At 76.2% G+C, this 21,033-nt stretch carries 18 protein-coding genes; 7 read left to right on the top strand and 11 right to left on the bottom strand.

Features of this window, described 5'->3' with window-relative positions; all coding sequences use genetic code 11:
• Positions 1-878 precede the first annotated feature (878 nt).
• On the top strand, positions 879-1,055 hold the full coding sequence (locus ABEB06_RS35040; RefSeq protein ID WP_345700959.1) for a YegP family protein: 177 nt from the start codon (positions 879-881) through the stop codon (positions 1,053-1,055).
• Positions 1,056-1,147: 92 nt separating this feature from the next.
• Here ABEB06_RS35040 and ABEB06_RS35035 read toward each other — a convergent pair whose 3' ends face one another.
• Positions 1,148-2,212, bottom strand: coding sequence for a S1 family peptidase (locus ABEB06_RS35035; RefSeq protein WP_345700958.1), 1,065 nt, complete (start codon positions 2,210-2,212; stop codon positions 1,148-1,150).
• Positions 2,213-2,487: 275 nt separating this feature from the next.
• Between ABEB06_RS35035 and ABEB06_RS35030 the strand changes: the two genes are divergently transcribed.
• The gene (locus tag ABEB06_RS35030; RefSeq protein WP_345700957.1) at positions 2,488-3,183 is read left to right on the top strand and encodes an SCO2400 family protein; all 696 of its coding nucleotides are present in this window, start codon (positions 2,488-2,490) and stop codon (positions 3,181-3,183) included.
• A 33-nt stretch (positions 3,184-3,216) separates the two neighbouring features.
• On the opposite strand, the gene ABEB06_RS35025 is transcribed toward ABEB06_RS35030, so the two are convergent.
• Positions 3,217-6,177 carry a caspase, EACC1-associated type gene (locus tag ABEB06_RS35025; protein ID WP_345700956.1) on the bottom strand — a complete coding sequence of 987 codons (2,961 nt, stop codon included), beginning with the start codon at positions 6,175-6,177 and terminating at the stop codon, positions 3,217-3,219.
• A gap of 4 nt (positions 6,178-6,181) precedes the next feature.
• The gene (locus ABEB06_RS35020) at positions 6,182-6,541 is read right to left on the bottom strand and encodes a hypothetical protein (protein WP_345700955.1); all 360 of its coding nucleotides are present in this window, start codon (positions 6,539-6,541) and stop codon (positions 6,182-6,184) included.
• A gap of 163 nt (positions 6,542-6,704) precedes the next feature.
• On the opposite strand from ABEB06_RS35020, the gene ABEB06_RS35015 reads away from it, so the two are divergent.
• Positions 6,705-6,974 (top strand): acylphosphatase, encoded by a 270-nt coding sequence (locus tag ABEB06_RS35015; protein WP_345702088.1) that lies wholly within the window; start codon positions 6,705-6,707, stop codon positions 6,972-6,974.
• A gap of 9 nt (positions 6,975-6,983) precedes the next feature.
• Here ABEB06_RS35015 and ABEB06_RS35010 read toward each other — a convergent pair whose 3' ends face one another.
• From ABEB06_RS35010 to ABEB06_RS35000, 3 genes are read right to left on the bottom strand one after another with little or no spacing between them, the layout of a single operon-like run.
• On the bottom strand, positions 6,984-8,066 hold the full coding sequence (locus ABEB06_RS35010) for a hypothetical protein (RefSeq protein ID WP_345700954.1): 1,083 nt from the start codon (positions 8,064-8,066) through the stop codon (positions 6,984-6,986).
• 42 nt (positions 8,067-8,108) lie between these two features.
• Positions 8,109-8,903: an ATP-grasp domain-containing protein gene (locus ABEB06_RS35005; protein ID WP_345700953.1), complete on the bottom strand. Its 795-nt coding sequence runs from the start codon at positions 8,901-8,903 to the stop codon at positions 8,109-8,111.
• On the bottom strand, positions 8,900-9,763 hold the full coding sequence (locus tag ABEB06_RS35000) for an ATP-grasp domain-containing protein (protein ID WP_345700952.1): 864 nt from the start codon (positions 9,761-9,763) through the stop codon (positions 8,900-8,902). The genes ABEB06_RS35005 and ABEB06_RS35000 overlap by 4 nt, the downstream gene beginning before the upstream one ends.
• A gap of 312 nt (positions 9,764-10,075) precedes the next feature.
• Between ABEB06_RS35000 and ABEB06_RS34995 the strand changes: the two genes are divergently transcribed.
• From ABEB06_RS34995 to ABEB06_RS34985, 3 genes are all read left to right on the top strand, one after another.
• Positions 10,076-10,735: a P-loop nucleotide/nucleoside kinase family protein gene (locus tag ABEB06_RS34995; protein WP_425559733.1), complete on the top strand. Its 660-nt coding sequence runs from the start codon at positions 10,076-10,078 to the stop codon at positions 10,733-10,735.
• 777 nt (positions 10,736-11,512) lie between these two features.
• The gene (locus ABEB06_RS34990) at positions 11,513-12,268 is read left to right on the top strand and encodes a hypothetical protein (protein ID WP_345700951.1); all 756 of its coding nucleotides are present in this window, start codon (positions 11,513-11,515) and stop codon (positions 12,266-12,268) included.
• 139 nt (positions 12,269-12,407) lie between these two features.
• Complete coding sequence (locus ABEB06_RS34985) at positions 12,408-12,755, top strand: DUF805 domain-containing protein (protein WP_345700950.1); 348 nt, start codon at positions 12,408-12,410, stop codon at positions 12,753-12,755.
• Between the two features lie 85 nt (positions 12,756-12,840).
• Here ABEB06_RS34985 and ABEB06_RS34980 read toward each other — a convergent pair whose 3' ends face one another.
• From ABEB06_RS34980 to ABEB06_RS34960, 5 genes are all read right to left on the bottom strand, one after another.
• Positions 12,841-13,425: a hypothetical protein gene (locus tag ABEB06_RS34980; RefSeq protein ID WP_345700949.1), complete on the bottom strand. Its 585-nt coding sequence runs from the start codon at positions 13,423-13,425 to the stop codon at positions 12,841-12,843.
• A gap of 61 nt (positions 13,426-13,486) precedes the next feature.
• Entirely contained in the window at positions 13,487-14,968 is a 1,482-nt protein-coding gene (locus ABEB06_RS34975; RefSeq protein ID WP_345700948.1) for a M16 family metallopeptidase, read from the bottom strand.
• Positions 14,969-14,992: 24 nt separating this feature from the next.
• Complete coding sequence (locus ABEB06_RS34970) at positions 14,993-15,640, bottom strand: response regulator (protein WP_345700947.1); 648 nt, start codon at positions 15,638-15,640, stop codon at positions 14,993-14,995.
• A gap of 53 nt (positions 15,641-15,693) precedes the next feature.
• Positions 15,694-17,289, bottom strand: a complete 1,596-nt coding sequence (locus ABEB06_RS34965; RefSeq protein ID WP_345700946.1) for a sensor histidine kinase — start codon at positions 17,287-17,289, stop codon at positions 15,694-15,696.
• 121 nt (positions 17,290-17,410) lie between these two features.
• Positions 17,411-19,942, bottom strand: coding sequence for a SpoIIE family protein phosphatase (locus tag ABEB06_RS34960; RefSeq protein ID WP_345700945.1), 2,532 nt, complete (start codon positions 19,940-19,942; stop codon positions 17,411-17,413).
• Positions 19,943-20,060: 118 nt separating this feature from the next.
• On the opposite strand from ABEB06_RS34960, the gene ABEB06_RS34955 reads away from it, so the two are divergent.
• Complete coding sequence (locus ABEB06_RS34955) at positions 20,061-21,002, top strand: polysaccharide deacetylase family protein (RefSeq protein ID WP_345700944.1); 942 nt, start codon at positions 20,061-20,063, stop codon at positions 21,000-21,002.
• The last annotated feature ends 31 nt before the right edge of the window (positions 21,003-21,033 follow it).

Raw genomic sequence — 21,033 nt, 5'->3', positions numbered from 1 at the left:
GCTCCAAAACCTCGAATGAACCGATCTGCCCGGCATTCGGGCCGCACCCGCGCGCACCGGACGGATCCGGTGCGCGCGGGTGGACTCACGGGGTCACCGTCAGGCGTTGACGGAGTACGGACACTGGCACGCCGCCGAGGTCAGGCGCACATCGCCGGTCCGGCGGACGGTGATCTTCTTGGCCGTCTTCTTCAGTGCAGCAGTCGACTTCACAAGAACCTCCCTGCTCGCTGTTGTCCCGACCGGACGGCCGGGCGGGAGCAACCCTGCCCGTTTGAATATGACACGTCAATAGACGCGGTGTGAACTACGATGAACCACGGAGATCCAATTCCGGGACGCCCGTGATTGAGCTGCTGCGTTTCGCCTTCGAACCGACGGAAATTCCCTGACGGTCCGTCAGGAAGGCGAGTGGTAATCCTTTCTGGAGATACCGGAAGGAATGCCCGGGAAAACGCGCTGCCCCTGGTGCGCGTGGTGCCGGAACGGCGGGTGGGCCGACGGGCCGGCTCCCGCACCCGCAACCGAGCAGCCGCACCACGCGCGGATCACGGGCCCCGAGGCGCCCGGGGACGGCACCACGGGGTGCCGGCGGCCGGCTGCGGGCACGGCCGCACGATCGCCGGACCCATCGGGTTGCGGCCGGTCGGCCGTCAGCCCAGCAGCAGCATCGCGACACCGGGGCAGCGCGCCATCGGGGACCCGATCGCCCTTGCGCCACCGGCGCCCGATTCCTGCACCGCCGCACGGCCCCCGTCATGACGACTCGCCCGGCCGCGGCCCGGAGTGACCCGAATGCCCGTTCCGACGGGCAGTCACGGGAAGGTGACCCTACGTTGCCTTTCGAGGGGGCTTCCCGATGAGAGGTGCGCATTCCGATGGCAGGTAAGTTCGAGCTGTACGTGGACGAGTCCGGCAACCACCGCTTCCGCCTCAAGGCGAGCAACGGGGCGATCGTGGTGACGGGCGACCCGGAGGAGAGCCGGGAGCAGTGCCTGAAGAGCATCGAGTCGATCCGCAAGCTCGCGCCGTACGCGCAGCTGCAGGAGGCCTGACCGGGCTCGACGACGAGGGCGCCGGCCGCGATGTCGCGGTCCGGCGCCCTCGGCGTGCCGGCGGGTGCCGGCGGGGTGGTGGGGCGGTGGGGTCAGTACACGCTGACGCCGTAGGCGCTGAGCGCCTCGGTGACCGGCTGGAAGTACGTGGTGCCGCCGCTGCTGCAGTTGCCGCTGCCGCCGGAGGTGAGGCCGTGGGCGGTGTTGCCAGAGTAGAGTGCGCCGCCGCTGTCGCCGGGCTCGGCGCAGACGGTGGTCTTGATCAGGCCGCGGACGGTGCCCTCGGCGTAGTTGACGGTGGCGTTGAGGGCGGTGACCTTGCCGCTGTGCACCTTGGTGGTGGAGCCGCTGCGGTAGACGGTGGCGCCGACCGACGGGGTGGAGGCGGCGGTGATCCGCCGGGTGGTGCCGTTGTAGAGGTCGACGGCGGACGGGGGGACGGTGCCGTTGGTGTACTTCACCAGCGCGAAGTCGTCGCTCGGGAAGCGCGAGTTGCTGGTGGTGCCGAGCTTGGTGGTCTGCCCGCTGTTGGCGTACCAGGTGGAGACCACGTTGCCGCAGTGGCCGGCGGTCAGGAAGTAGTACGTGGAGCCGGAGCGCACGTTGAACCCGAGCGAGCAGCGGTAGCCGCCGCCCCAGATCGCGTCGCCGCCGGCCAGCCGGGTGGACAGGGTGTCGGCGGTGCGCTCGACGCGGACGGCCTGGCCGAGGCCGCGGGCGGTGTGCTGGAGGCGCTCCAGGGCGGCGCCGGTGACGGTGGCGTCGGCGGTGACCACCACCTGGTCGGTGGCGGGGTCGACGGCCCACGCCGTCCCGGGGATCGCGGCGGAGCGGTCGAGTTCCGCGGTGGCGGCCTGCAGCTGGGTGCCGCTGCGGGTGACGGTGCGCGGGACGGCGCCGGTGGCGCGGACGGCGTCGGCGGCCGCCCGGTCGGTGACGGTGACGACGAGCCGGCCCGCGTCGTCGAGGTAGGAGCCGGCCGTCCGGTCGGCGCCGAGGCGGGCGTCCAGGTCGGCGGCGACGGCGTTCGCGCGCTCGGCGGAGAAGGGGGTGGTGGGGGCGGCTTGGGCGGGCAGGGCGAGAGCGGTACCGGTGAGCAGGGTCGCGGCGGCGGTGACGAGGACGGCGGCGCGACGGCTGGTGCGGCGGTTCCTCATGCGGGTCTCCCTCGGTCCGGCGGTTGGGGGCCGGCGGTGCGGGCACGACCGGACGGCGCATGCCCGGGATCGACTGTGGGGAAGTGTCGAACTGTCACATGTCCACGTCAAGGGGGTCGGCCGAGGATTCGCCAAGCCGCCCGCGGCTCTGCACACACCGGTCCGCGTGCGCAAGGGATCTTCGCGAATGCCTCACAAGCGGCACCTGTCCCCGGTCGCCGTGCCATGCCTAGGCTCGGCAGATCCTCCCGAATCGTGGAAGCCGAAAGACACCCATGAGCTACTGCGCGCCGTGCCGGCGCTACCTCAACGGCGCACTCTCCTGCCCCGGCTGCGGCGCCCGGGCCACCGCCGGCCCCGGGCCGGACACACCGCACGGGCCCGGGCCGGACGGGCAGCACGGGCCCGTGCCGGACGCGCCGCACGCACCCCACGAGCCGTACGCGCCGCACCGGACCCACTCGCCGGACGCGCCCTACGCGCCGCACCCGCCGGAGGCGTCGACCGCCCCGCTGCCGTCCGTCCGGCCGTCCGGCTCCCCCGCGCCGGCCCCCGGTGGCGGCACCCGACGCCGCCGCCCGTCCGGCCACGCGGGCCGGCGGATCGCCATCCTCACGGCCGCCGGGCTGGTCCTCGGCGGCGCCGGTGTCCTCGCCGCCGCGAACACCGACACGGGTACGGATCCGGCCCAGCCCGCGCCCACGTCGCAGCCCGACCGGCTCCCGCAGCCCTCCGTCTCGACCGCCCTGCCGCTCCCGAGCAGCAGCGCCAAGCCGAGCGCCAGCACGGCCAAGCCCTCGCGCAGCGCGAGCAGCACCGCCAAGCCCAGCGGCAGCGCCACCCCGACCTCGGCCGCGCCTACGACCGCCACTCCCACCACCGCCGCGCCTCCGACCCAGGCGACCACGCCGCCGAGCCCGAAGCCCTCGCCCTCCCCCACCTGCACCCCGGTCCTGTTCTGGTGCCGCTGAGGCCCGGCGGACCCGCCCCGCGCTGATCCCCGCTCAGCCGCCGGACGTACCGGAGCCCCCGGACGTACCGGGGCCGCCGGACGCACCCGAGCCGCCGGGCACCAGCAGGACGGCGAGCTCGCCGAGCAGCCGGAAGAGCGTGTCGGTCCGGTCGCCGCGGCACTCGGTCGGCAGCAGGATCCGGACCGCGTCGACCAGCAATCGGTGCGGCCGTCCGTCGCCGAGGGCGCAGATCCAGGCCAGCGCGCCGAACAGGGCCGCCGAGGCCAGCGGCTCGGCCTCGGCCCACCGCTCGGCCGCCGTCCGCAACGCGCCGACCAGGCGCAACCCCCGTTCCCGGTCGCCCGCCTGCACGGCCGCCCAGGCGAACGCGGTCGCCAGGGCGACACCCGGAAGTGACACGTCCTGCAGGGCCTCGTCGGCCAGCTCCTCGATCTCCTCCTCCACGTCCTCGAACATCTCCGCGACGAGCTCGGCCGAGGGACCTCCCGAGGGAGTGCCCGGCGGACCGCCCGACGGACCGAACCAGGCGGAGGCCAGCACGATCGCCAGCCGCGCCACCAGCTCCACGTCGTCCTGCGCCCTGCCGCCGCCCGGGGCCCGGCCCAGCAGCCCTGCCGCCTGCCGCAGGAACTCCGCGGTGTCCGGTTCGCCCGCCAGGCCGCCGACCCAGAGCGCGGTGGAGTCGAGGGCGAGCCGGTCGGCGTCGCCCAGTCCTTCGGCGTCCGCCGTCGCCCGGGCCAGCCACTGCCGGTGCAGGTCGACGCGCCCGGACATGACCGCGATCAGTGCCGCCAGGACGTGCGCGAGGCTCCGGCCCGGCCCGTCCTCGCCCTTCAGCGTGTCGCCGTCCACGACCTCGCCGGCGGCGGTGGTCGCGAGGTCGTGCAGGCCCAGGTGGGCCGCCGCCCAGCCGGCGAGCAGGCCGAGCATGATCCGGTCGCCGACCCCGGTGCCCTCGGCGCGGGCCGCCTCCAGGGCGCGTTCCAGGTACGGCCGTCCCTGCTCCGGCTCGCCGGTCCGGCCGGCGAGCCAACCGAGCGCGGCCAGGCCCATGCCCTTCTCGCCGGCCTCCAGGTCGTCGAAGGCCGGTGCCAGCGTGGTGATCAGTTCGGCCAGGCGTCCCTCCGGGGCGCCCCGGGTGCCCGCCCACGCGCCGGCGACCCGCACGATCCGTTGGTCCTCGTCGTCGAGTTCGCGGCTCTCGGCCAGCCGGACCAGATCGGCCGCCCGGTGCGGCAGCCCGGCGGCCGCGTACAGCGTCGCCGCCACGGTCAGGACGAACGCGTGGCCCGCCTCGTCGCCGTCCGCGACGGCCCCGGCGAGCGCCAGGACCCGGTCCAGCTGGCCGCTTCCCCCGTCCGGCAGGCCCAGCCGGGCTCCCACCCAGGCGGCTCCGACCGCGAGGACGGCCCTGAACGGGTCCGACTCCTCCTCCGGGTCCGCGTCGTTCCGCACGGCCCCGCGCTGCGCGTCCTGGATCAGCCGGGCGTGCCTCGCCGCGCCCGGCCGGTCCCCGGCGCGGTCGAGCGCGAACGCGTACCCCGCGCCGGCCGCGGTCCGGAGGGTGCTGTCGGTGAGCGAGCGCAGCAGGTGCGGGACCGGCCGGAGGCAGCGGGCGGCCCGCCGACGCTCGCCGCACTGTTCGGCCACCAGAGCGAGCCCGGTCAGGGTGAGCAGTTCGCCGAGCGGGTTGCCGTGGACGGTGCGGGCCAGGTCGAACGCCCGGTCCAGCAGGCCGGCGGGGTCCGGCAGCGCCCAGCCGGTCACCGCGACCGTGGCCGTGCCGACCGGTCCGTCGAGCGTCACCCGGCCGTCGAGCGGGCCTGGTTCGACCCGGGCGGCGGTGACCCGCAGCCGGTCGCCGTCGATCCAGGCGCGGACGGGGCCCTCGGTCCGCAGCCGTGAGAGCCCGGCCAGCGGCAGCGCGCCGAGGGTGAGTTCGGCGGTCGGCCGGACGGCGCCCGGTCGGAGCAGACCGAGATCCACCGCGGTGGCGGGCAACTCCAGTCGGACGTGCGCCAGTTCGCGGTCGGCGGCGGTGGAGACCCGGCGGCTGTCGTCGCCGGACAGCTCCTCCAGGCGGCGCAGCGCGGCCAGTGCGACGGGCAGGTCGGCACTGCGGGCGAGCGCGCCGAGGTCGCCGATGCCGATCTCGCGGATCCGCGGGTCGGCTTCGGCGAGCAGCCGGGTCAGGTCGGCGGGCAGGTCGCCCTCGGTGATCGCGCGCCGGGGGCTGCGGGCCACGTACAGGCTCTTGCGGACGCCGAACTCCCAGCGGTCCGGGGTCTGCCGGGGGGATTCGGCGCGGACCCGCTCGGCGACGTACTCGTACAGCTCGCCGAGCGAGACCAGGCCGTCCTCGTCCCGGTCCGCGTCGCCGGAGCGGATGCCCTCGACCAGGGCGCTGGTGAAGACCGAGGCGGTGGGCTCGCCGTGCCGGCCGGTGCCGTCCTTCTCCAGGGCCCACTCGGTGGCGCTGGAGGCGGTGAGCACGGCGAGGCCGCGGCCGCCGGAGATCGCCTCGCCGACCCGCTCGCCGAGGTCGAGGGCGTCGGTGGAGCGGGCGAGCGTGCCGCGGGCGAACGCGCCGGCGAAGCAGCAGTCGAGCAGCAGCAGGGCGCTGGACGCCCGCCCGGCCCGCATCATGCGCAGGACGGCCGCGCTGTCGACGCCGGTCGACACCAGGCGCTGCGGGCGGGTGTTGCTCGCCGCGAGGTAGAGCCCGCCGCCGTCGTCCTTGAGGCCGTGGCAGCCGAAGTGCAGCAGGACGTCGTCCTGCCGGCCGCTGCCGGCGAGCAGTTCCTCCAGGTGCTCGGCCACTTCCCAGCTGCGCGGGTTGGCCAGCACCTCCACCTCGAAGGCGCCGAGCGAGGGGTCGGCCAGGACCTCGGCCAGCGCCTCGGCGTCCCGCAGCGGGGTGGCGAGGGCGGGGAGGCGGTCGTCCAGGTACGTGTCGACGGCGACGAGCAGTGCCCGGCGGCGGCCCGGCACGCCCTCAGTCCCTGCGGACGGCGGCGACGAACGCCTCCACGGCCCGCTCCTGCTGCTCCGCGGTGGCGTCGCCGAGCACCAGGGTGGCATCGCCGACCGTCAGTTCGACGGTCCGCTCGGGTCGCCGTTCCCGCCAGGCCCGCAGCACCTGGACGACGGTGCGCAGCAGCGCCGCGGAGGCGCCCATCGCCACGACCAGTTCGCCGACGGTGCCGCCGTCGACGGCCCGGGCGCCGTCCGGGGCCTCGGTGCGGGCCCGCGCCACCTCGGTCACCGGGGTGTCGAGCAGCTCGGTGCGCACCGCCGCGGTCAATTCGTCGAGTTCCTCCGGCTCGGCGCCGAGGTCGTCCAGCCGTATGCTCATCGTCACATCTGACACACCGCCACATGTTGCCACAGCACCGCCGCGCCGAGTCACCCGTTGTCCCCAACTCCGGTGAGGGAAGGGCGACACGGCCTACCGGACGACCGGGGAGGCGCGGCGGGTGCGGTATACCTGCGGGGGAACGGAGAGGCAGGTGGCCGCGGTGATCCGTCGGCGGGTGCTGGTGTCGGGGCTGGTGCAGGGCGTGTTCTTCCGGGACACCTGCCGCCGGGAGGCGGCCGGTGCCGGTGTCGCCGGCTGGGTGCGCAACCTGCCGGACGGGCGGGTGGAGGCGGCGTTCGAGGGCGAGCCGGAGGCGGTGGAGCGGATGATCGCCTGGTGCCGGCGCGGACCGAGCCGCGCGGTGGTCGGCGACGTCCGGGTCTCCGACGAGGAGCCCTCGGGCGCCTCCGGCTTCGAGGTCACCGGCTGAGGCACCTCCCTACCGCTTCGACAGTGCGGGGTAGCCGGGCAGCGGCGGGACGTCCCAGGCGGCGGCGACCCGGTCCAGCAGGCCGCGCATCGTGGCGGCGAACGCGGGGTACTCGGTCAGCCCGGCGGCCTGGCGCCAGCGGTGGACGAGCAGTTGGCGGACGGTGGCGACGGGCCGCCGGGTGCGGTGCAGCGGCCGGTCCTCGGCGCTGCGGGCGAGCAGCCGGACGGTGGCGTCCACCGTCCACACGGCGACGGCCTGCCGGATCCCGGCCTCCCAGACCGTGTCGTCCGCGAGCCGCGGGTACCGGCCGACGACCTCGGCGCGGTAAGCCCGTTCGGCGGCGTCGGCGAGGTCGGCGGGGAGGTCGAAGACGCACCAGCAGGTGGAGAACGGCATCCGGCAGTACGCGGCGGTGAGGAACACCGACTGGTAGCCGCAGGTCTCGAAGTCGATCAGCCGCAGGCCGCCGGCGGTGATCAGGTTGTTGTCGGGGCAGGTGTCGCCGGGGGTGAACGCGGGGTAGTCCGCGCCGCCGGCCGTGCCGATCGCGGCGAGTTCCCCGGCCAGGCCGGGTTCGACCGCGAGGCCGGCGGCCTCCAGCAGCTCGGGCAGCGATGCGGCGTTGCGGGCCTGCCACGGGTCGAGCGACCAGATCGGCAGCGCGGTGCGGGCGTAGCGGAGCGCCGACGCCTCGAACTCCCGTCGCCGGTCGACGGAGGCGGCGCCGAGCGCGCCGAGGCCGCGGGCCCAGGCGAGCAGCGCGTCCCGGACGGCGTCCGGGTCGTCGCCGAGCAGCAGGTCGGCGAGGGTCGGGGCGGTGCCCAGGTCGGTCATCACCAGGATCGGCCGGTCCTCGTCGGGGAGGGCGGCGAGCAGGTCGGGGCCGCCGAGGCCGAGCGCGAGTCCGGCGGCCTCGGCGGCGAACGCGCGCAGGGCGCCCTCCTCGTCGGCGAACGCCTTGAGGACCACCGTTCCGCCGTCGGCCGTCCGGCAGCGCAGGACGGTGCTGCGCGGGCTGCCGCCGAGGTCGAGGGGGTCGCTCAGGGTGGTGCCCAGAGCCCGGCCGGCCGAACGCGTGATCGTCTCCACCCGCGCCATCCTGGCAGGTTCACGCCCGCTTGGGCACCCGTATCAGCCTGCCGCCCCCGGCAGCCGCCGGGGGCGGTGCCGTCCGGCCGCGGTGGCCAGCGCGAGGGCCGCCAGCGCCTCGGGCGCGCCCGCCTGGCCGCGGACCCCGGGGAAGGCGTTCACGTCGACGACCACCGGCCGCCCGCCCGCGTCCAGGACGTCCACGCCGTACACGTCCAGCCCGAACGCCTCTCCGCAGGAGAACGCCAACTCCCGGTAGCCGTCCGGCAGTCGGTCGAGGTCCAGGCTCCGGGAGGCCCGCACCGGGCCGTCCGCCAGCTCGGAGTGGCGCAGCTCGGCGAAGAGCCGGCCGCCGACCACCCACAGCTTGTGGTCCCAGCCGTCCGCCGGGGCCGGCTCCTGCACCACCACGTCCTCGCCCGGCCACCGCTCGGCGAGCTCCGCCAGCTGCCGCGCCGAGGAGACCAGGGCCACCAGGTCCTGCTTGCTGCTGCGCCGGCTCTTCACCACCACCGGCCGCCGGTAGGCGAGTCGGTCGACCGGGCCGGCGTGGGAGGTCTCGGCGAACGGCAGTCCGGCGTCGCGGGCGCACCGCGCCATCGCCACCCGGTCCTGGCAGAACCCGGTCGAGGCGGCGGAGTTGAGGACGGGCGTGCCGGACTCCTCCAGCCGCCGGGCCTGTTCGAGCGCGGCCGGTGTCCGGGCCTTGAGCAGCACCACGTCGCAGCCCTCCCCCGCCGGCACCACCCGGTGGCCGCCGGCCCGCAGCACCTGCGCCGCGCCGGCCAGCAGCGGATGGTCCGGCGCGGGGGTCAGCAGCCCGACGGCGACCGTCACGACGCGGCCCGCACCGAGGGGACCGGCACCGGGACCGACGGCCAGGAGGAGCCGTTGGTCGCCAGCCGGACCACCGTCCGGGCCACCGTGGAGACCGCGTCCGGCACCTGTCGGAAGCTCGGGAAGTCGTTGACGTCGACCACCACCGGGCCGTCCGGGCCGAGCAGGATGTCCACGCCGTACAGGTCGAGCCCGAACACCTCGCCGACCTGCGCGGCCACCGCCGCGACCTCCGCGCCGAGCGCCACCGGCCGCTCCCGGTGCGGGTGGTGGGGGTGCAGCGGCGAGGTCCGTTCGGTGGCGAACAGCTCGCCGCCCGCGCAGTACACCTTCAGGTCCAGCCCGGCGTTGGGCACGTACGGCTGCGCGATCAGCAGGCCCTCGCCGTCCACCAGTCCGGCCAGCAGGGCGAGTTCCTCCGGCCGCTCGACCAGGTGCACCGACCGCCCCGAGCTGCCGTCGGCGGGCTTCACCACCAGCGGGTAGTGCGCCTCGGGTATCGCGGCGAACTCCGCCACGTCCACCGCCGCCCAGGTCGGCGGGACCGGCAGGCCCCGGTGTGCGGCGATCACGGCCGCCTGCGCCTTGTCGCGCACCGGACGGATCGACCGGGCGTCGTTGACCGTCGTCAGGCCCACGGCCGCGGCCGCCTCCAGCAGCCCCAGCCCGGGCCCGCCCGACACCGTCTTCAGCACCCAGGCGTCATGTCGGCCGGAACGGACCTCGGCGGCCAGGTCGACCAGCGAACCGCCGGGCCGCAGCACGTCCACCCGGTGGCCCCACTCGGTCAGCCGGCGCACCACGTCGAGCGGCATGCCGTCGTTGCGGTAGTGCTCCTCGACCAGAAAGCAGAACCTCATCCCCCACCACGCTCCCCTCCGCGCCCGGGGATCGCCCGGGGTTGTTCCAGCGCCCCAGGATGCCACGGATGGCCGAGCCAAGATCGCCCGACCGGTCCTGAAACCGCAACAACCGGGTCACAGCGGGCCACCGCACCCGGGCCGTCGTCACAACTCCGTCCCGAAGCCGTCCCCGCAGGCCACAGCCGTGAAACAGCCGCGCCCCCGACATGGCCACGGCATTACGCTCCCTTGGTGATTCCTTTCCCGAGCGGGGAAGACTACCGACGACGGCAAGGAGGCAGGGTGCGGGACTCCGCCAGAACGGTCCACGTGCAGGACATACCCACCACGCCCGCGCAGGGCGACCGGCCGGGCCCGGCCTGTGCCGGCCCGGCCGGGCCGGTCGGCGCGCTGCGGCCCAGCGGGCTGCACGACCTGCGCGGCCGCCCGGCGCCCGTCGTGCTCGGCTACCCGGCCGGCGACCTGGTGGTCGTCTCCGGGCTGCCCGGCGGCGGCAAGAGCACCCTGATGCGGCGCTGCGCCCGCGCCCCGATCATCGACTCCCAGCACTCCCGGCTGCTCTTCGAGCACCGGCTGCCCCGGCTGCTGCCGTACGCGCTGTACCGGCCGCTGGTCCGCGTCTTCCACTATCGGCGGCTGCGGCGGGCGCTCGCCGGCGGCGGGCCGCTCGTCGTGCACGACTGCGGGACGCTGCCGTGGGTCCGCACCTGGCTGTCGCGCACCGCAGCCCGGCAGGGCCGGGCCCTGCACCTCATCCTGCTCGACGCGAGCCCCGCCGAGGCCGCCGCCGGCCAGCGCGCCCGCGGCCGCCGCGTCTCCACCTACGCCTTCGCCCGCCACCGCCGCGCCACCGCCGCGCTGCGCACCCGGCTCGGCACCGCCGGCCCCACCACGGCCGGCTTCGCCACCGCCGTCCTCCTCGACCGTCCCGCCGCCCGTGACCTCCAGGACATCGAGTTCACCGACTGACGCCCCCTGAGCCCCGGCCGGCCCCGCCTGCGGCGGGCGACCGGCTCCGACCGGGCGGCCCGCAGCCGCCCACCGCCCCTGCGGCGGGCGGTGGCCTCCGGCCGGGGAACCCAGAAGCCGCGCTGCGCCGGGCCGCGCCGGCAGCGTCGCCTACCGGGGAATCCCGAAGCCGCGCTGCGGCGGGCCGCGCCAAGCGGCGTCTCCTGCCGGGGCGGCCGAGGGCACGACGCGGCGTGGCGGGCGGCCGAGGCCACGGCGGGGCGGGGCGGGGCGGGCGGTCGAGGCCACGGCGGGGCGGGGCGGGGCGGGCGGTCGAGGCCACGGCGTGGCGGGGCGGGGCGGGCGGTCGAGGCCACGGCGTGGCGGGCGGCCGAAGGCACGGCGGGGCGGTCGGCCGAGGGCACGGCGGGGCGGGGCGGGGCGGGCGGTCGAGGCCACAGCGCGGCGGGCGGCCGAAGGCACAACGCGGCGCGGCGGGCGGCCGAAGGCACAACGCGGCGCGGCGGGCGGCCGAAGGCACGGCGGGGCGGTCGGCCGAGGGCACGGCGGGGCGGGGCGGGGCGGGCGGTCGAGGCCACAGCGCGGCGGGCGGCCGAAGGCACAACGCGGCGCGGCGGGCGGCCGAAGGCACAACGCGGCGCGGCGGGCGGCCGAAGGCACGGCAGGGTGGGGCGGTTCACTCCTTCGCCCGGCGGATCGCCCGTTCCAGGGGGCCGGTCAGGTGAGCCGGAGCGTGCCGTCGCGCGGCGGCGCGGGTCGGCTGGCTACCGTACCGGCATGCCGACCCCCCAGCCCTCGTTCGGGCCGCGCGTCCGCCGGCTCGCGGACCGCCTGAGCGCCCAGTACCACACCGCGATCTCCCCGCAGTACGACCAGGGCCGGCGCTCCTGGACGCTGCGCTGGTACGACGGTCCGACGGCCGCGTCGGTCCGGGCCGCGCTCGGCCGGGCGGAGCCGGAGCACGCGGCCGTGCTGGTCCGGCGGGACGTGTCGACCCGGGCGCTGGCACTCGCCGCGATCCGGGAGACCCGGGCCGGAGCGATGCACCGCTTCGTCGGCAGCTGGGGCCAGCGCTACCACCTGGAGCAGCTGCTCGTCGACCGGGCCGATCCCGACCGCCCGGAGGGCCCGCGCGAGGCGGCGATGCTGGAGCGCCTGCTCACCGCCGCCACGGAGGGCGGCCGCTGGTCGGCGCCGGACGAGTCCCGCGCCTTCGAGCTCGTCGCCCGCCACGGGATCGCGTGGCTGCTGCCGGCCGACCGCCTCGCCGGCCCGGACGACCGGGACGGGCTGGCGCTCCGGCCGCTCGAGTACCTGACGGCCCGTTACGCGACCGGCGTGCACCGCACCGCGTGGGAGACCGCGCTGGCCACCCTGCCGCTGCGCACCGCGGTGGCGGCCGCGCAGGCGGACCCCGAGCCGGTGCCGGACGCCGCCCGCGCCGCGCTCGCCCTGCTGCCGGACCTGCGCGCGCAGCTCGCCGGGGAGCTCGACCGCGCCCAGGAGCAGCTCGCCCGCGCGGCGCACTCCTGACCCACCGTCATCATCCGCCGCTGCCACGGGAATTGCGTGTCACATTCACGCATCGGGCCCCTCCGGCTCCCTTGACGCCCCCTGCGGCCCGCCGTACGGTCACCTGGCTCACCGTCCTGGGGGAACAGGGGGAACGGCCATGGAGTGGTACCTCGCGGTGCTGAAGAACTACGTCGGATTCGAAGGCCGGGCGCACCGCCGGGAGTTCTGGATGTTCACGCTGGTGAGCGTGGTCATCTCGATCGTCCTGACAATCATCGACCGGATCCTGGGCATCCGGGTCATCGACAACCTCTACACCCTCGCGGTGCTCCTCCCGAGCCTCGCGGTGGGTGCCCGCCGACTCCACGACACCGGCCGCTCCGGCTGGTGGCAGCTGCTGTCGATCACCGTGATCGGCATCATCCCGCTGATCGTCTTCTGGGCGCAGGAGGGCAGCACGGAGGCCAACAAGTACGGCACCGTCCCGGCCCCCGCGGCCGTCTGACGCCCACCGACACCGACCGACACCGACACCGACGACGCGTGGTCGGCGGGTCCTTCCGGATCCGCCGGCCACGGCCGTGTCGCGTTCAGCGGCCCTTGGCCTCGAAGCGGGTGAAGTCCCGTCCGGCCGGGCCGGCCTGGCAGAACAGCGACTGCCCGACGACCGTGTCGGGCGCGCCGACCAGGGCGCAGAGGCTGCGCAGCAGCTCCTCGGAGGAGGTGCGGGTGCCGTCGGGCGCGGGGTCGTTGCGGATCGCTCCGAGCGCGTGGACGTCCGGCAGCCCGGCCTTGGCGGCGACCTTCGCGCAGCACTCGTGCCAGCCGCGCAGGTCGGCCTCGCGCGCTGCCGGGTCCTCGGGCGGGGTCCAGTCCTCGGCCCAGCCGATCGAGTCGTAGCTGCCGCCGGCGTAGCAGGCGGTGGCGCCCGCCCCGCCGTCGCCGGCCTCCAGCAGCCAGGTGGCGGTCTTGAGCTCGACGGCGAGCCGCCACGCGGGGTCGATCAGGCGGCCGCGGGAGATCCGGCCGAAGCGCGGCCTGGGCGGGTCGAAGAGCAGGGCCGTCCCGCCGGCCCGGTCGGTCCCGGGGTAGAGGTAGCCGCCGAGCTTGGAACTCTGCAGCGCGGTCAGCACCCGGTCGGCGGGGGCGGCGGTGACGACGGCGTAGGTGGGCACGGTGCTTCTCTCGTACGTCGGGGGCGGAACGGGCGCGGAACGGGCGCGGGACGGGCGCGGGTCAGTCGGCGGGGCGCAACGCCGAGGCCGCGTAGCGCAGTTCGGCGGGCACGGCGGCGTCGACGGCCCGCACCGCGGGGCCGAGGTCGGCCCACAGGTCGGGCAGCAGCGGGATGACGCAGGTGGAGCGGCCGAAGACGATCCGGCCGGGTCCGCGCATCTCGACCCCGACCACCTCGGTGTACGGGACGTGGTGCACGGTGCCGTCGGGCTCCCGGGCGTACAGCCCGGCGTCGGTGACGACCAGCCGGGCCCGGCGGGCGGCGCCGTAGCGCAGCCGGTCGAGCAGCGGGGCGCGGAAGACCCGGCCCCCGGCGGGCAGGCCGTCGGCGGTGGCGGTGCACGCGCTCTGCGGCAGCGGCGAGCCGTCCGGGCGGCGCACGTCCAGCTCGACGTCCTCGGGGACGACGACGAGCGCGGTGTCGAGGGCGGCGGCGAACGCCTGCCGGACCTGCTCGGGGGTGGTCGCGGCGGCCTCGGCGAGCCGGGCCTCGGGGGCCCGGTAGGTCCCGTCGAAGAGCAGTTCGGCGGCGGCCTCGCCGAGTTCGTACACGGTGGAGCGCGGGTCCTGCCAGACCTCGCGCAGGCTCTCCACCTCGTCCGCCAGTTCCTGTTCGGTCACGCCGTCGCGGGCGAGGCGCAGGGCCTCCTCCCAGAGCAGCTCGGCGACCTTCTGCTCCTGGCCCTCGCGGGCGTCCAGGCTGATGGTCCGTTCGCCCGTGCCGGGGCCGGTGTACACGGAGGCGGAGCCGACATCGTAGGAGAGCCCGTGCCGGTGGCGGACGGTCTCGCGCAGGCGCTGGGCGAGCACCTGGGTGGCGAGGGCCAGGGCCTGGTCGTCGAGGTCACCGCGCAGGGCGAGGCCGGGGCCGGGGACGCAGTCCTCGCCCCAGGAGGGGCCGGCGTTCAGGACCGGCTGGGCGGCGCCCCGCACGGGCCGCTCGCCGGCGGGCAGCGGCAGCCGCAGGCCGGCCGGCGGCGGGCCGGTGAGGACCAGCACCGCGTTGCCGGCGTGGAAGTAGCGGGCGGCGGTCTCCCGGACGGCCTCCGTCGGGATCCGGTCGGCGCCGGGCCCGCGGTAGGCGGCCAGGCCGACGCCCTGGATGCCGTACCGGCGGGAGAGCAGTTCGCCGGTCTGCGGGTCGGCGACCCGGCCGCCCTCGGCGGCCAGCACGCCGGCCTCCTGCTCGATCCGCTCCAGCGGGAGCGCGCCGAGCGCGGTGCAGACCCGCTCCAGGAAGGCGGCCACCTGCTCGGGGCGGCCGGTGCAGGTGAACTGGGTGAGGCTCAGGTCGACCGACGCGTTGTGGTCGTGGTGCAGCCGCGGCAGCGTGCTCATCGCCAGGTGCTCGATGAGGTGGGTGACGCCGAGCGTGCGCAGCGTCTCGTCGCGGGCCCCGCACCCGAAGACCAGGACGGCCTCCAGCGGGCCGGGCGCCTCCGCCCACAGAACCGGAATCGTGTCGATGACCTCGTGTTTCACCGGGCGATCATAGGCAGACCCAGGTCACAGGACGGCATCGCGGGCGAGCAGTGCGGCCTGGACCCGGTTCTCGCAGCCGAGCTTGGCGAGGATCCGGCTGACGTACGTCTTCACGGTGGCCTCGCTCATGTGGAGCCGGGCGCCGGTGTCGGCGTTGGAGAGTCCCTCGCCGAGCAGGTCGACCACCTCGCGTTCGCGCGGGGTGAGGGCGGCCAGCCGTTGCCGGGCCGCCTCGCCGCGGGCGGTGGCGGGGCCGGCGGCCAGCGAGTCGACGATGTGCCGGGTGGCGGCGGGCGAGAGGAAGGCGTGGCCGGTGGCGGCGGCGCGAACCGCCTGGATCAGTTCGCCGGGCGCGGTGTCCTTGAGCAGGAACCCGGCGCCGCCGGCGCCGATCGCGCGCAGCACGTTGTCCCGCTCGCCGAAGGTGGTGAGCACGATCGCCCGGGCACCGGGCGCCACCCGGGGCAGTTCGGCGAGGGCGGCGAGCCCGTCCAGGACGGGCATCTGGATGTCCAGCAGCACCACGTCCGCGCGCAGCGGGCCGGCGAGGTCGAGCGCCTGTCGGCCGTCGGCGGCCTCGCCGACCACCTCGATGTCGTCGGCGGAGGTGAGGATCATCCGGATGCCGGCCCGGATGAGCGGCTCGTCGTCGGCCACGAGGACGCGGATCACGTGCGGAGTCTCCCGGTGGGGGTGGTCGGGTGGTCGGGTGGTCGGGTGGTCGGCTACACCTTGCCACGGACGTGCTGCTTGTCGACCAGCACGCCGTCGCGGAAGCAGAACCGCACCGCGTCCTGGGTGGTGCTGAAGCCCACCTCGGTGTCGGTGGTGAACCAGCGGCAGTCCGCGCCCGGCGGCTCGTCGGGCAGCAGCTTGTGCAGGTCGCCGGTGAGGATCCGGCTGCCGCGCGGCAGCCTGGCGTCGACGGCCGCCTCGTCCTGCCCGACCTCGATCGACTCGTAGACGCTCAGCGGGACGGTCGAGTTCTCCGCCGCCTCGATGAACTGCACGACGCCCCACACCAGGACGCCGAACACCGCGGCGACCACCACCAGCGCGCCGCACGCGCAGCCCAGCGCGGGGCTGCGCCGGCGCGGTGGGTCGGGGACGGGCGGCAGCTGCGCGAGGTCCTCGTCCTCGGCGGTCCCGGCGCCGGGCCGGCCGTCCGCCCGGTACGGCAGCACCCCGGCGAGCCGGAACCCGCCGCCGGGCGTGGCGCCCGAGTGCACCATCCCGCCGAGCAGCCGGGCCCGCTCCCGCAGGCCGGTCAGCCCCTGGCCGCCGCTGACCGCGGCCGGCTGCCCGCCCTGCGGCGCGGGCCCGTTGACCACCTCGACCAGCAGCGCGTCCGGCTCCCAGCGCAGCGCCACGGTGATCGGCGCGGCCGGCGCGTGCTTGTGCGCGTTGGTCAGCCCCTCCTGGACGATCCGGTACGCGGCGTGGCCGGTGGCGGCGGCGAGCGGGTGCGGTTCCCCGTCGCGGCGCAGCTCGACGGCGGTGCCGGCGGCCCGGGAGGCCTCGACCAGCTTCTGCACCGCGTCGACGCCGCCCGCCTCGGGCACCGAGTCGTCCCGCAGCAGGCCGACCACCTCGCGCAGTTCGCGCATCGCGCCGGTGGCGGCCAGGCGCAGCACGGTCACCGTCTCGCGCTGGCGGTCGGTCAGCGTCCGGTCCACCTCCAGCGCGCCGGTGTGCACGGAGAGCAGGGCGAGCTGGTGGCCGAGGCTGTCGTGCATGTCCTGGGCGATCCGGTGGCGTTCGCGCAGCCGGGCCTGGTGGGCGATCATCGCGCGCTCGCGGACCAGCTGTTCGTTGCGCTCGTGGAGCGTGCTGAGCAGGGTGTGCCGCTGCGCGCGGTAGCGGCCGAACACGCCGGGCAGCACGGCGAGCAGCAGGAACCCGGTCACCGTGACCCCGAGCAGGCCGGGCAGCGGCAGGTCGTCCGGGTCGATCAGGAACGCGGTGGCCGGCACCAGCAGCAGCGAGCCGAGGAACCAGGCGGCGGCCGGCAGCGCGCGGACGATCCGCCGGCCGGCGGAGTACCCGGCGACGGTGAGCAGCGGGACGAACCCGCCCGGCCCGGCGGAGCAGAGCGCCGCGCCGGCCAGCACCGGGCCGGGCAGTCCCCGGCGCAGCAGGTGGAGCGCGGCCGTCGCCGTGCCGACCGCGGCCGCCCGCAGCGGCTGCCCCGTGCCGAGAATCTCGATCCCCGCCCCGAGCAGCGCCAGCAGGAGGGCCCCGGCCCCTTCCCGTACCCGGGCCCGCCGGTCCCACGGCCCGGGCAGCGCGCGCCGGACCAGCCCCTTCACCGTCTCGCTCACCCGCCGAGGCTAACCCGGACGGGCCGGCGCCGACTGCCCTCCAAAGTCGCCCCCGCCTCCGACGAAAGTCGCTCCCCCGTCGGTGCCCCGGGCCGGGTGCGCGGGGTGACAAGTGCCGCCGCTACCCGGAGGGTTCGCGGCGGGTGAGCAGGAGGGCGACATCGTCGGCGCGGTGCTCGATGCGGCTGGCGCGGCCGAGCAGCAGGTCGGCGAGGGCCTCCAGGTCGGGGGCCGCGGCGTGGGCGAGGGTGGTGCGCAGCCGGTCGATGCCTTCCGAGACGGCGGCACCGGGCCGTTCGACCAGGCCGTCGGTGTAGAGCGCGACGATCGCCCCGGCGGGGAGGGTGCCCCGGGTCACCGGGTACTCGACGCTGCGGTCGATGCCGAGCAGCGGGCCGCCGGCCACGTCGAGGATCTCGGTCCGCCCGTCCGCGTGGCGCAGGAGCGGTGGCAGGTGTCCGGCCCGGGCCGCGATGTAGCGTCCGTCGACGGGGTCGAGCCGCAGCAGGCAGCAGCTGGCGAGCAGTCCGGCGTCGAGGTCGACCAGCAGGTGGTTGGTGCGCGCGAGGACGTCCTGCGGCGAGCTGCCGCCGGTGGCGAACGCCCTCGCGGCGGAGCGCAGTTGGCCCATCACTGCGGCGGCGCCGACATTGTGGCCCTCGACGTCGCCGATGACCAGCCACACCCCGCCCGCGGTGGCGACGGCGTCGTACCAGTCGCCGCCGATCTCCATGCCGCGGGTGCCGGGCAGGTACCGGGCCGCGATGGTGAGTTCGGGGACTTCGGGGAGCCGGTGCGGGAGCAGCGCCTGCTGCAGTCCGCGGGCGAGGGCGAACTCGGCGTCGTAGAGGCGGGCCCGTTCGAGTGCCTGGGCGATCAGGCCGCCGAGGGCGGAGAGCACCGCCCGGTCCTCGGCGGTGAAGGTCCGCCGCTGTTCGAAGCCGAGGATGCAGCTGCCGACCGGGTGGCCGGAGGCGATCAGCGGCAGGAACGCCCAGGCGTGCATCTCGTCGCGGGTGATGCCGGGGTAGGCGGCGTCCAGCTCGCCCTCGGACTCGAAGAAGATCGGCGCGCCGGTGGCCAGGGCCTCGGTGCCGGGCAGCCGGGCGCGCAGCGGCGTGCCCTCGAAGGGGTCGAGGAATCCGGTGGGGTAACCGGTCTGGGCGACCAGGTGCATCCGTCCGGAGCGCGCCAGGTAGAGCGCGATCTCCTGCCCGCCGAAGCCGGGCAGGATCTGGTCGATCACGCAGTCGCAGACCTCCTGCACGGTGACGGCCTCGGTGAGCGCGCTGGCCAGTTGCAGCAGGTGGTAGACCGCGCCGACGCTGGCCCGGGTCGGCGGCGGCGCCTCGGGGAGGGTGGTGCGGTGGTCGCCGGGCGAGGAGGCGGGGATGATCCGTCCGGTCAGTCCGTGGGCGTCGGGGTAGAGCGAGAAGGCGAGCCAGTGGTCGGGCGGGCGGCAGGCGAGGAAGGCGGTCGGCTGCTGGGAGAGCATCGCGGCGCGGTAGCGGTCCTCGTAGGCGGGGTCGGCGAGCCAGGTGAGGACCGACCAGGGGTGCCGGCCGAGCAGCAGGTCCCGGTCGGTGTCGAGGAGCAGCTCGGCGCTGCGGTTGAGGTAGCCGAGCCGGCCCTCCGGGTCGAGGGCGAAGACCCCGTCGCGCAGCCGTTCGACGGCGGCGACCGCGGCGCCGGCCGCTCCGGCGTCGAGCACGGCGACGACCAGGTGCGAGCCGCCGCCCACCGCCCGGCCGCGCAGGTCCAGGATCCGGTGGCCGCCGCTGGGGTCCAGGGTGCGCACCTGGCGGGCGAACCCGCCGCCGCCGCGCGCCGCCGCGCGGGCGGTCTGGCGCAGCAGGTCGACGTCCTCGGGGACGATTCGCTCCAGCAGGGTGGCGCCGCGGCCGTCGAAGTCCTCGATGCCCAGGATCGTCGCGAGCTCGTCGTCCACGCTGAGCCGGTTGTCGGTGAGGTCCCACTCGAAGAAGCCCAGCCTCAGGGCGCCGCCGCTCGGGTCCGGCAGGGAGACGGCGGCGGGGTAGCCGTCACCGTGCACCCGCTCCCCGAACGGGGCGAGGGCGGCGCCCATCCGGTGGGCGGCGGCGCGCAGCTGGCGGCGGGCGGTGGGCGGCGGCCCGGCCGGGGAGGCGGGCCAGAGCACGGAGAGCACGCCGAAGACCTGTTCGCCGTCGACGATCGGGACGGCCGCCGAGGCGTAGGCGTAGGGCATGCCGACGGCGAGCCGGGGGTAGCGCCGCATCGCGTCGTCCGCGCCGGAGAGCAGCACGGTGCGGCCGGTGCGGTAGGTCTCGGCGACGGGCAGCGGGGCGGCGACCGGGATCCGCCGGAAGGCGTCGAGCAGGGCCAGCGGCACGCCCGCGACGGCGCTGATCACCAGCGAGCGGCGGTCGGCGGAGCGCAGGTAGAACATGCCGCCGTAGGCCGCGGTGGTGCGGACGGCCTGGACCAGGGTGTCCGCCAGCAGCGGCCCGACCTCCTCGGCCCAGGCTCCGGCCGGCTGCCCGTCCAGGACCTGCAGCAGTTCGTCGGAGGGAGGCAGCAGGACGTCGGGGGCCGCGGCAGGCGCCGGGTCGGGCCGGTCGCTGCCGCCGAGGGGTGGCGGGCTGTGCGGGTCCGCCGGCACGCCCTGGCGCATGTTCTTCTCTGTACGCCGCGCCGCCGGGGGCTGTCAACCGCTGCCGGGCCGGGCGCCCGTGGGGCCGTCCGGGTGAGAGCTGGTTGGTCCGGTCGTGGCGCGGGGACGATCCGCCGGTATGCCGATCGGATCATCCACCCGCCGTAGCCGGACGCTCACCGGCGCCGCCTGGCTGAGCGCCGTCCTGGCCGCCGCGCTGACCGGCTGCGGCACTTCGGCCGAGCAGGCCGCGCCGCCGCCCGACCAGGTCCCCGCCGCTCCCCCGGCCGTGCGGCCCGCCGTCCAGCCGGAGCGCGCCGACCGGCAGGAGCTGAACGCCCAGGCCGCCGCGGCCCAGCGCGAGGCGGCCGCGCAGCGCCGCGTCCAGACCGCCCGCCGCTGGGGCCTGGCCGCCGTCCCGCTGCGCGCCCCGGCCGCGCCCCGCAGCAAGCCGGAGCTGGCCGAGGGCCCCGGCGTGAAGCGGGCCGCCGGGCTGCCGCCGGTGGTGTACCGGGTGCCTACCCAGGACAAGGTGGTCTTCCTGACCGTCGACGACGGCGCCGAGAAGGACCCGGAGTTCAGCCGGATGCTGGCCGAGCTGGAGGTGCCGGTCAGCGCCTTCCTCTCCGACTACCTGGCCCGCTCCGACTACGAGTACTTCCGCCGGCTGGAGCGGCAGGGCGTCGCGATCCAGAACCACACCGTCAACCACCCCGACCTGCGCCGCCTGGACGACACCCGCCAGCAGCAGGAGATCTGCGGCCAGCAGGACCGCCTGGAGCACGAGATCGGCACCCGCCCGCGCCTGTTCCGCCCGCCGTACGGCGAGTACACCGCCACCAGCCTGCGGATCGCCGCCGGGTGCGGGATCACCGCCGTGCCGCTGTGGAACGAGGAGGCGTTCGCCGACCACCTCGAGTACCGCTACGCCGACCAGCGCCTGCACCCCGGCGACATCGTCCTCACCCACTTCCGCGGCCCGGACAGCTGGAAGGGCACCATGACCGACATGCTGCGCCGGTTCCTGGACGCCGCCACCGCGCAGGGCTTCGCCGTAGCCCGGCTGGAGGACTACCTCTGAGCCGCGCTCCGGGCGGCCGACCGTCCCACCA

The organism is Kitasatospora terrestris, from assembly GCF_039542905.1.
GTDB lineage: Bacteria > Actinomycetota > Actinomycetes > Streptomycetales > Streptomycetaceae > Kitasatospora > Kitasatospora terrestris.
Note: the sequence above shows the minus strand (reverse complement) of the source record. Positions and strands in the feature narration are given on the sequence as shown.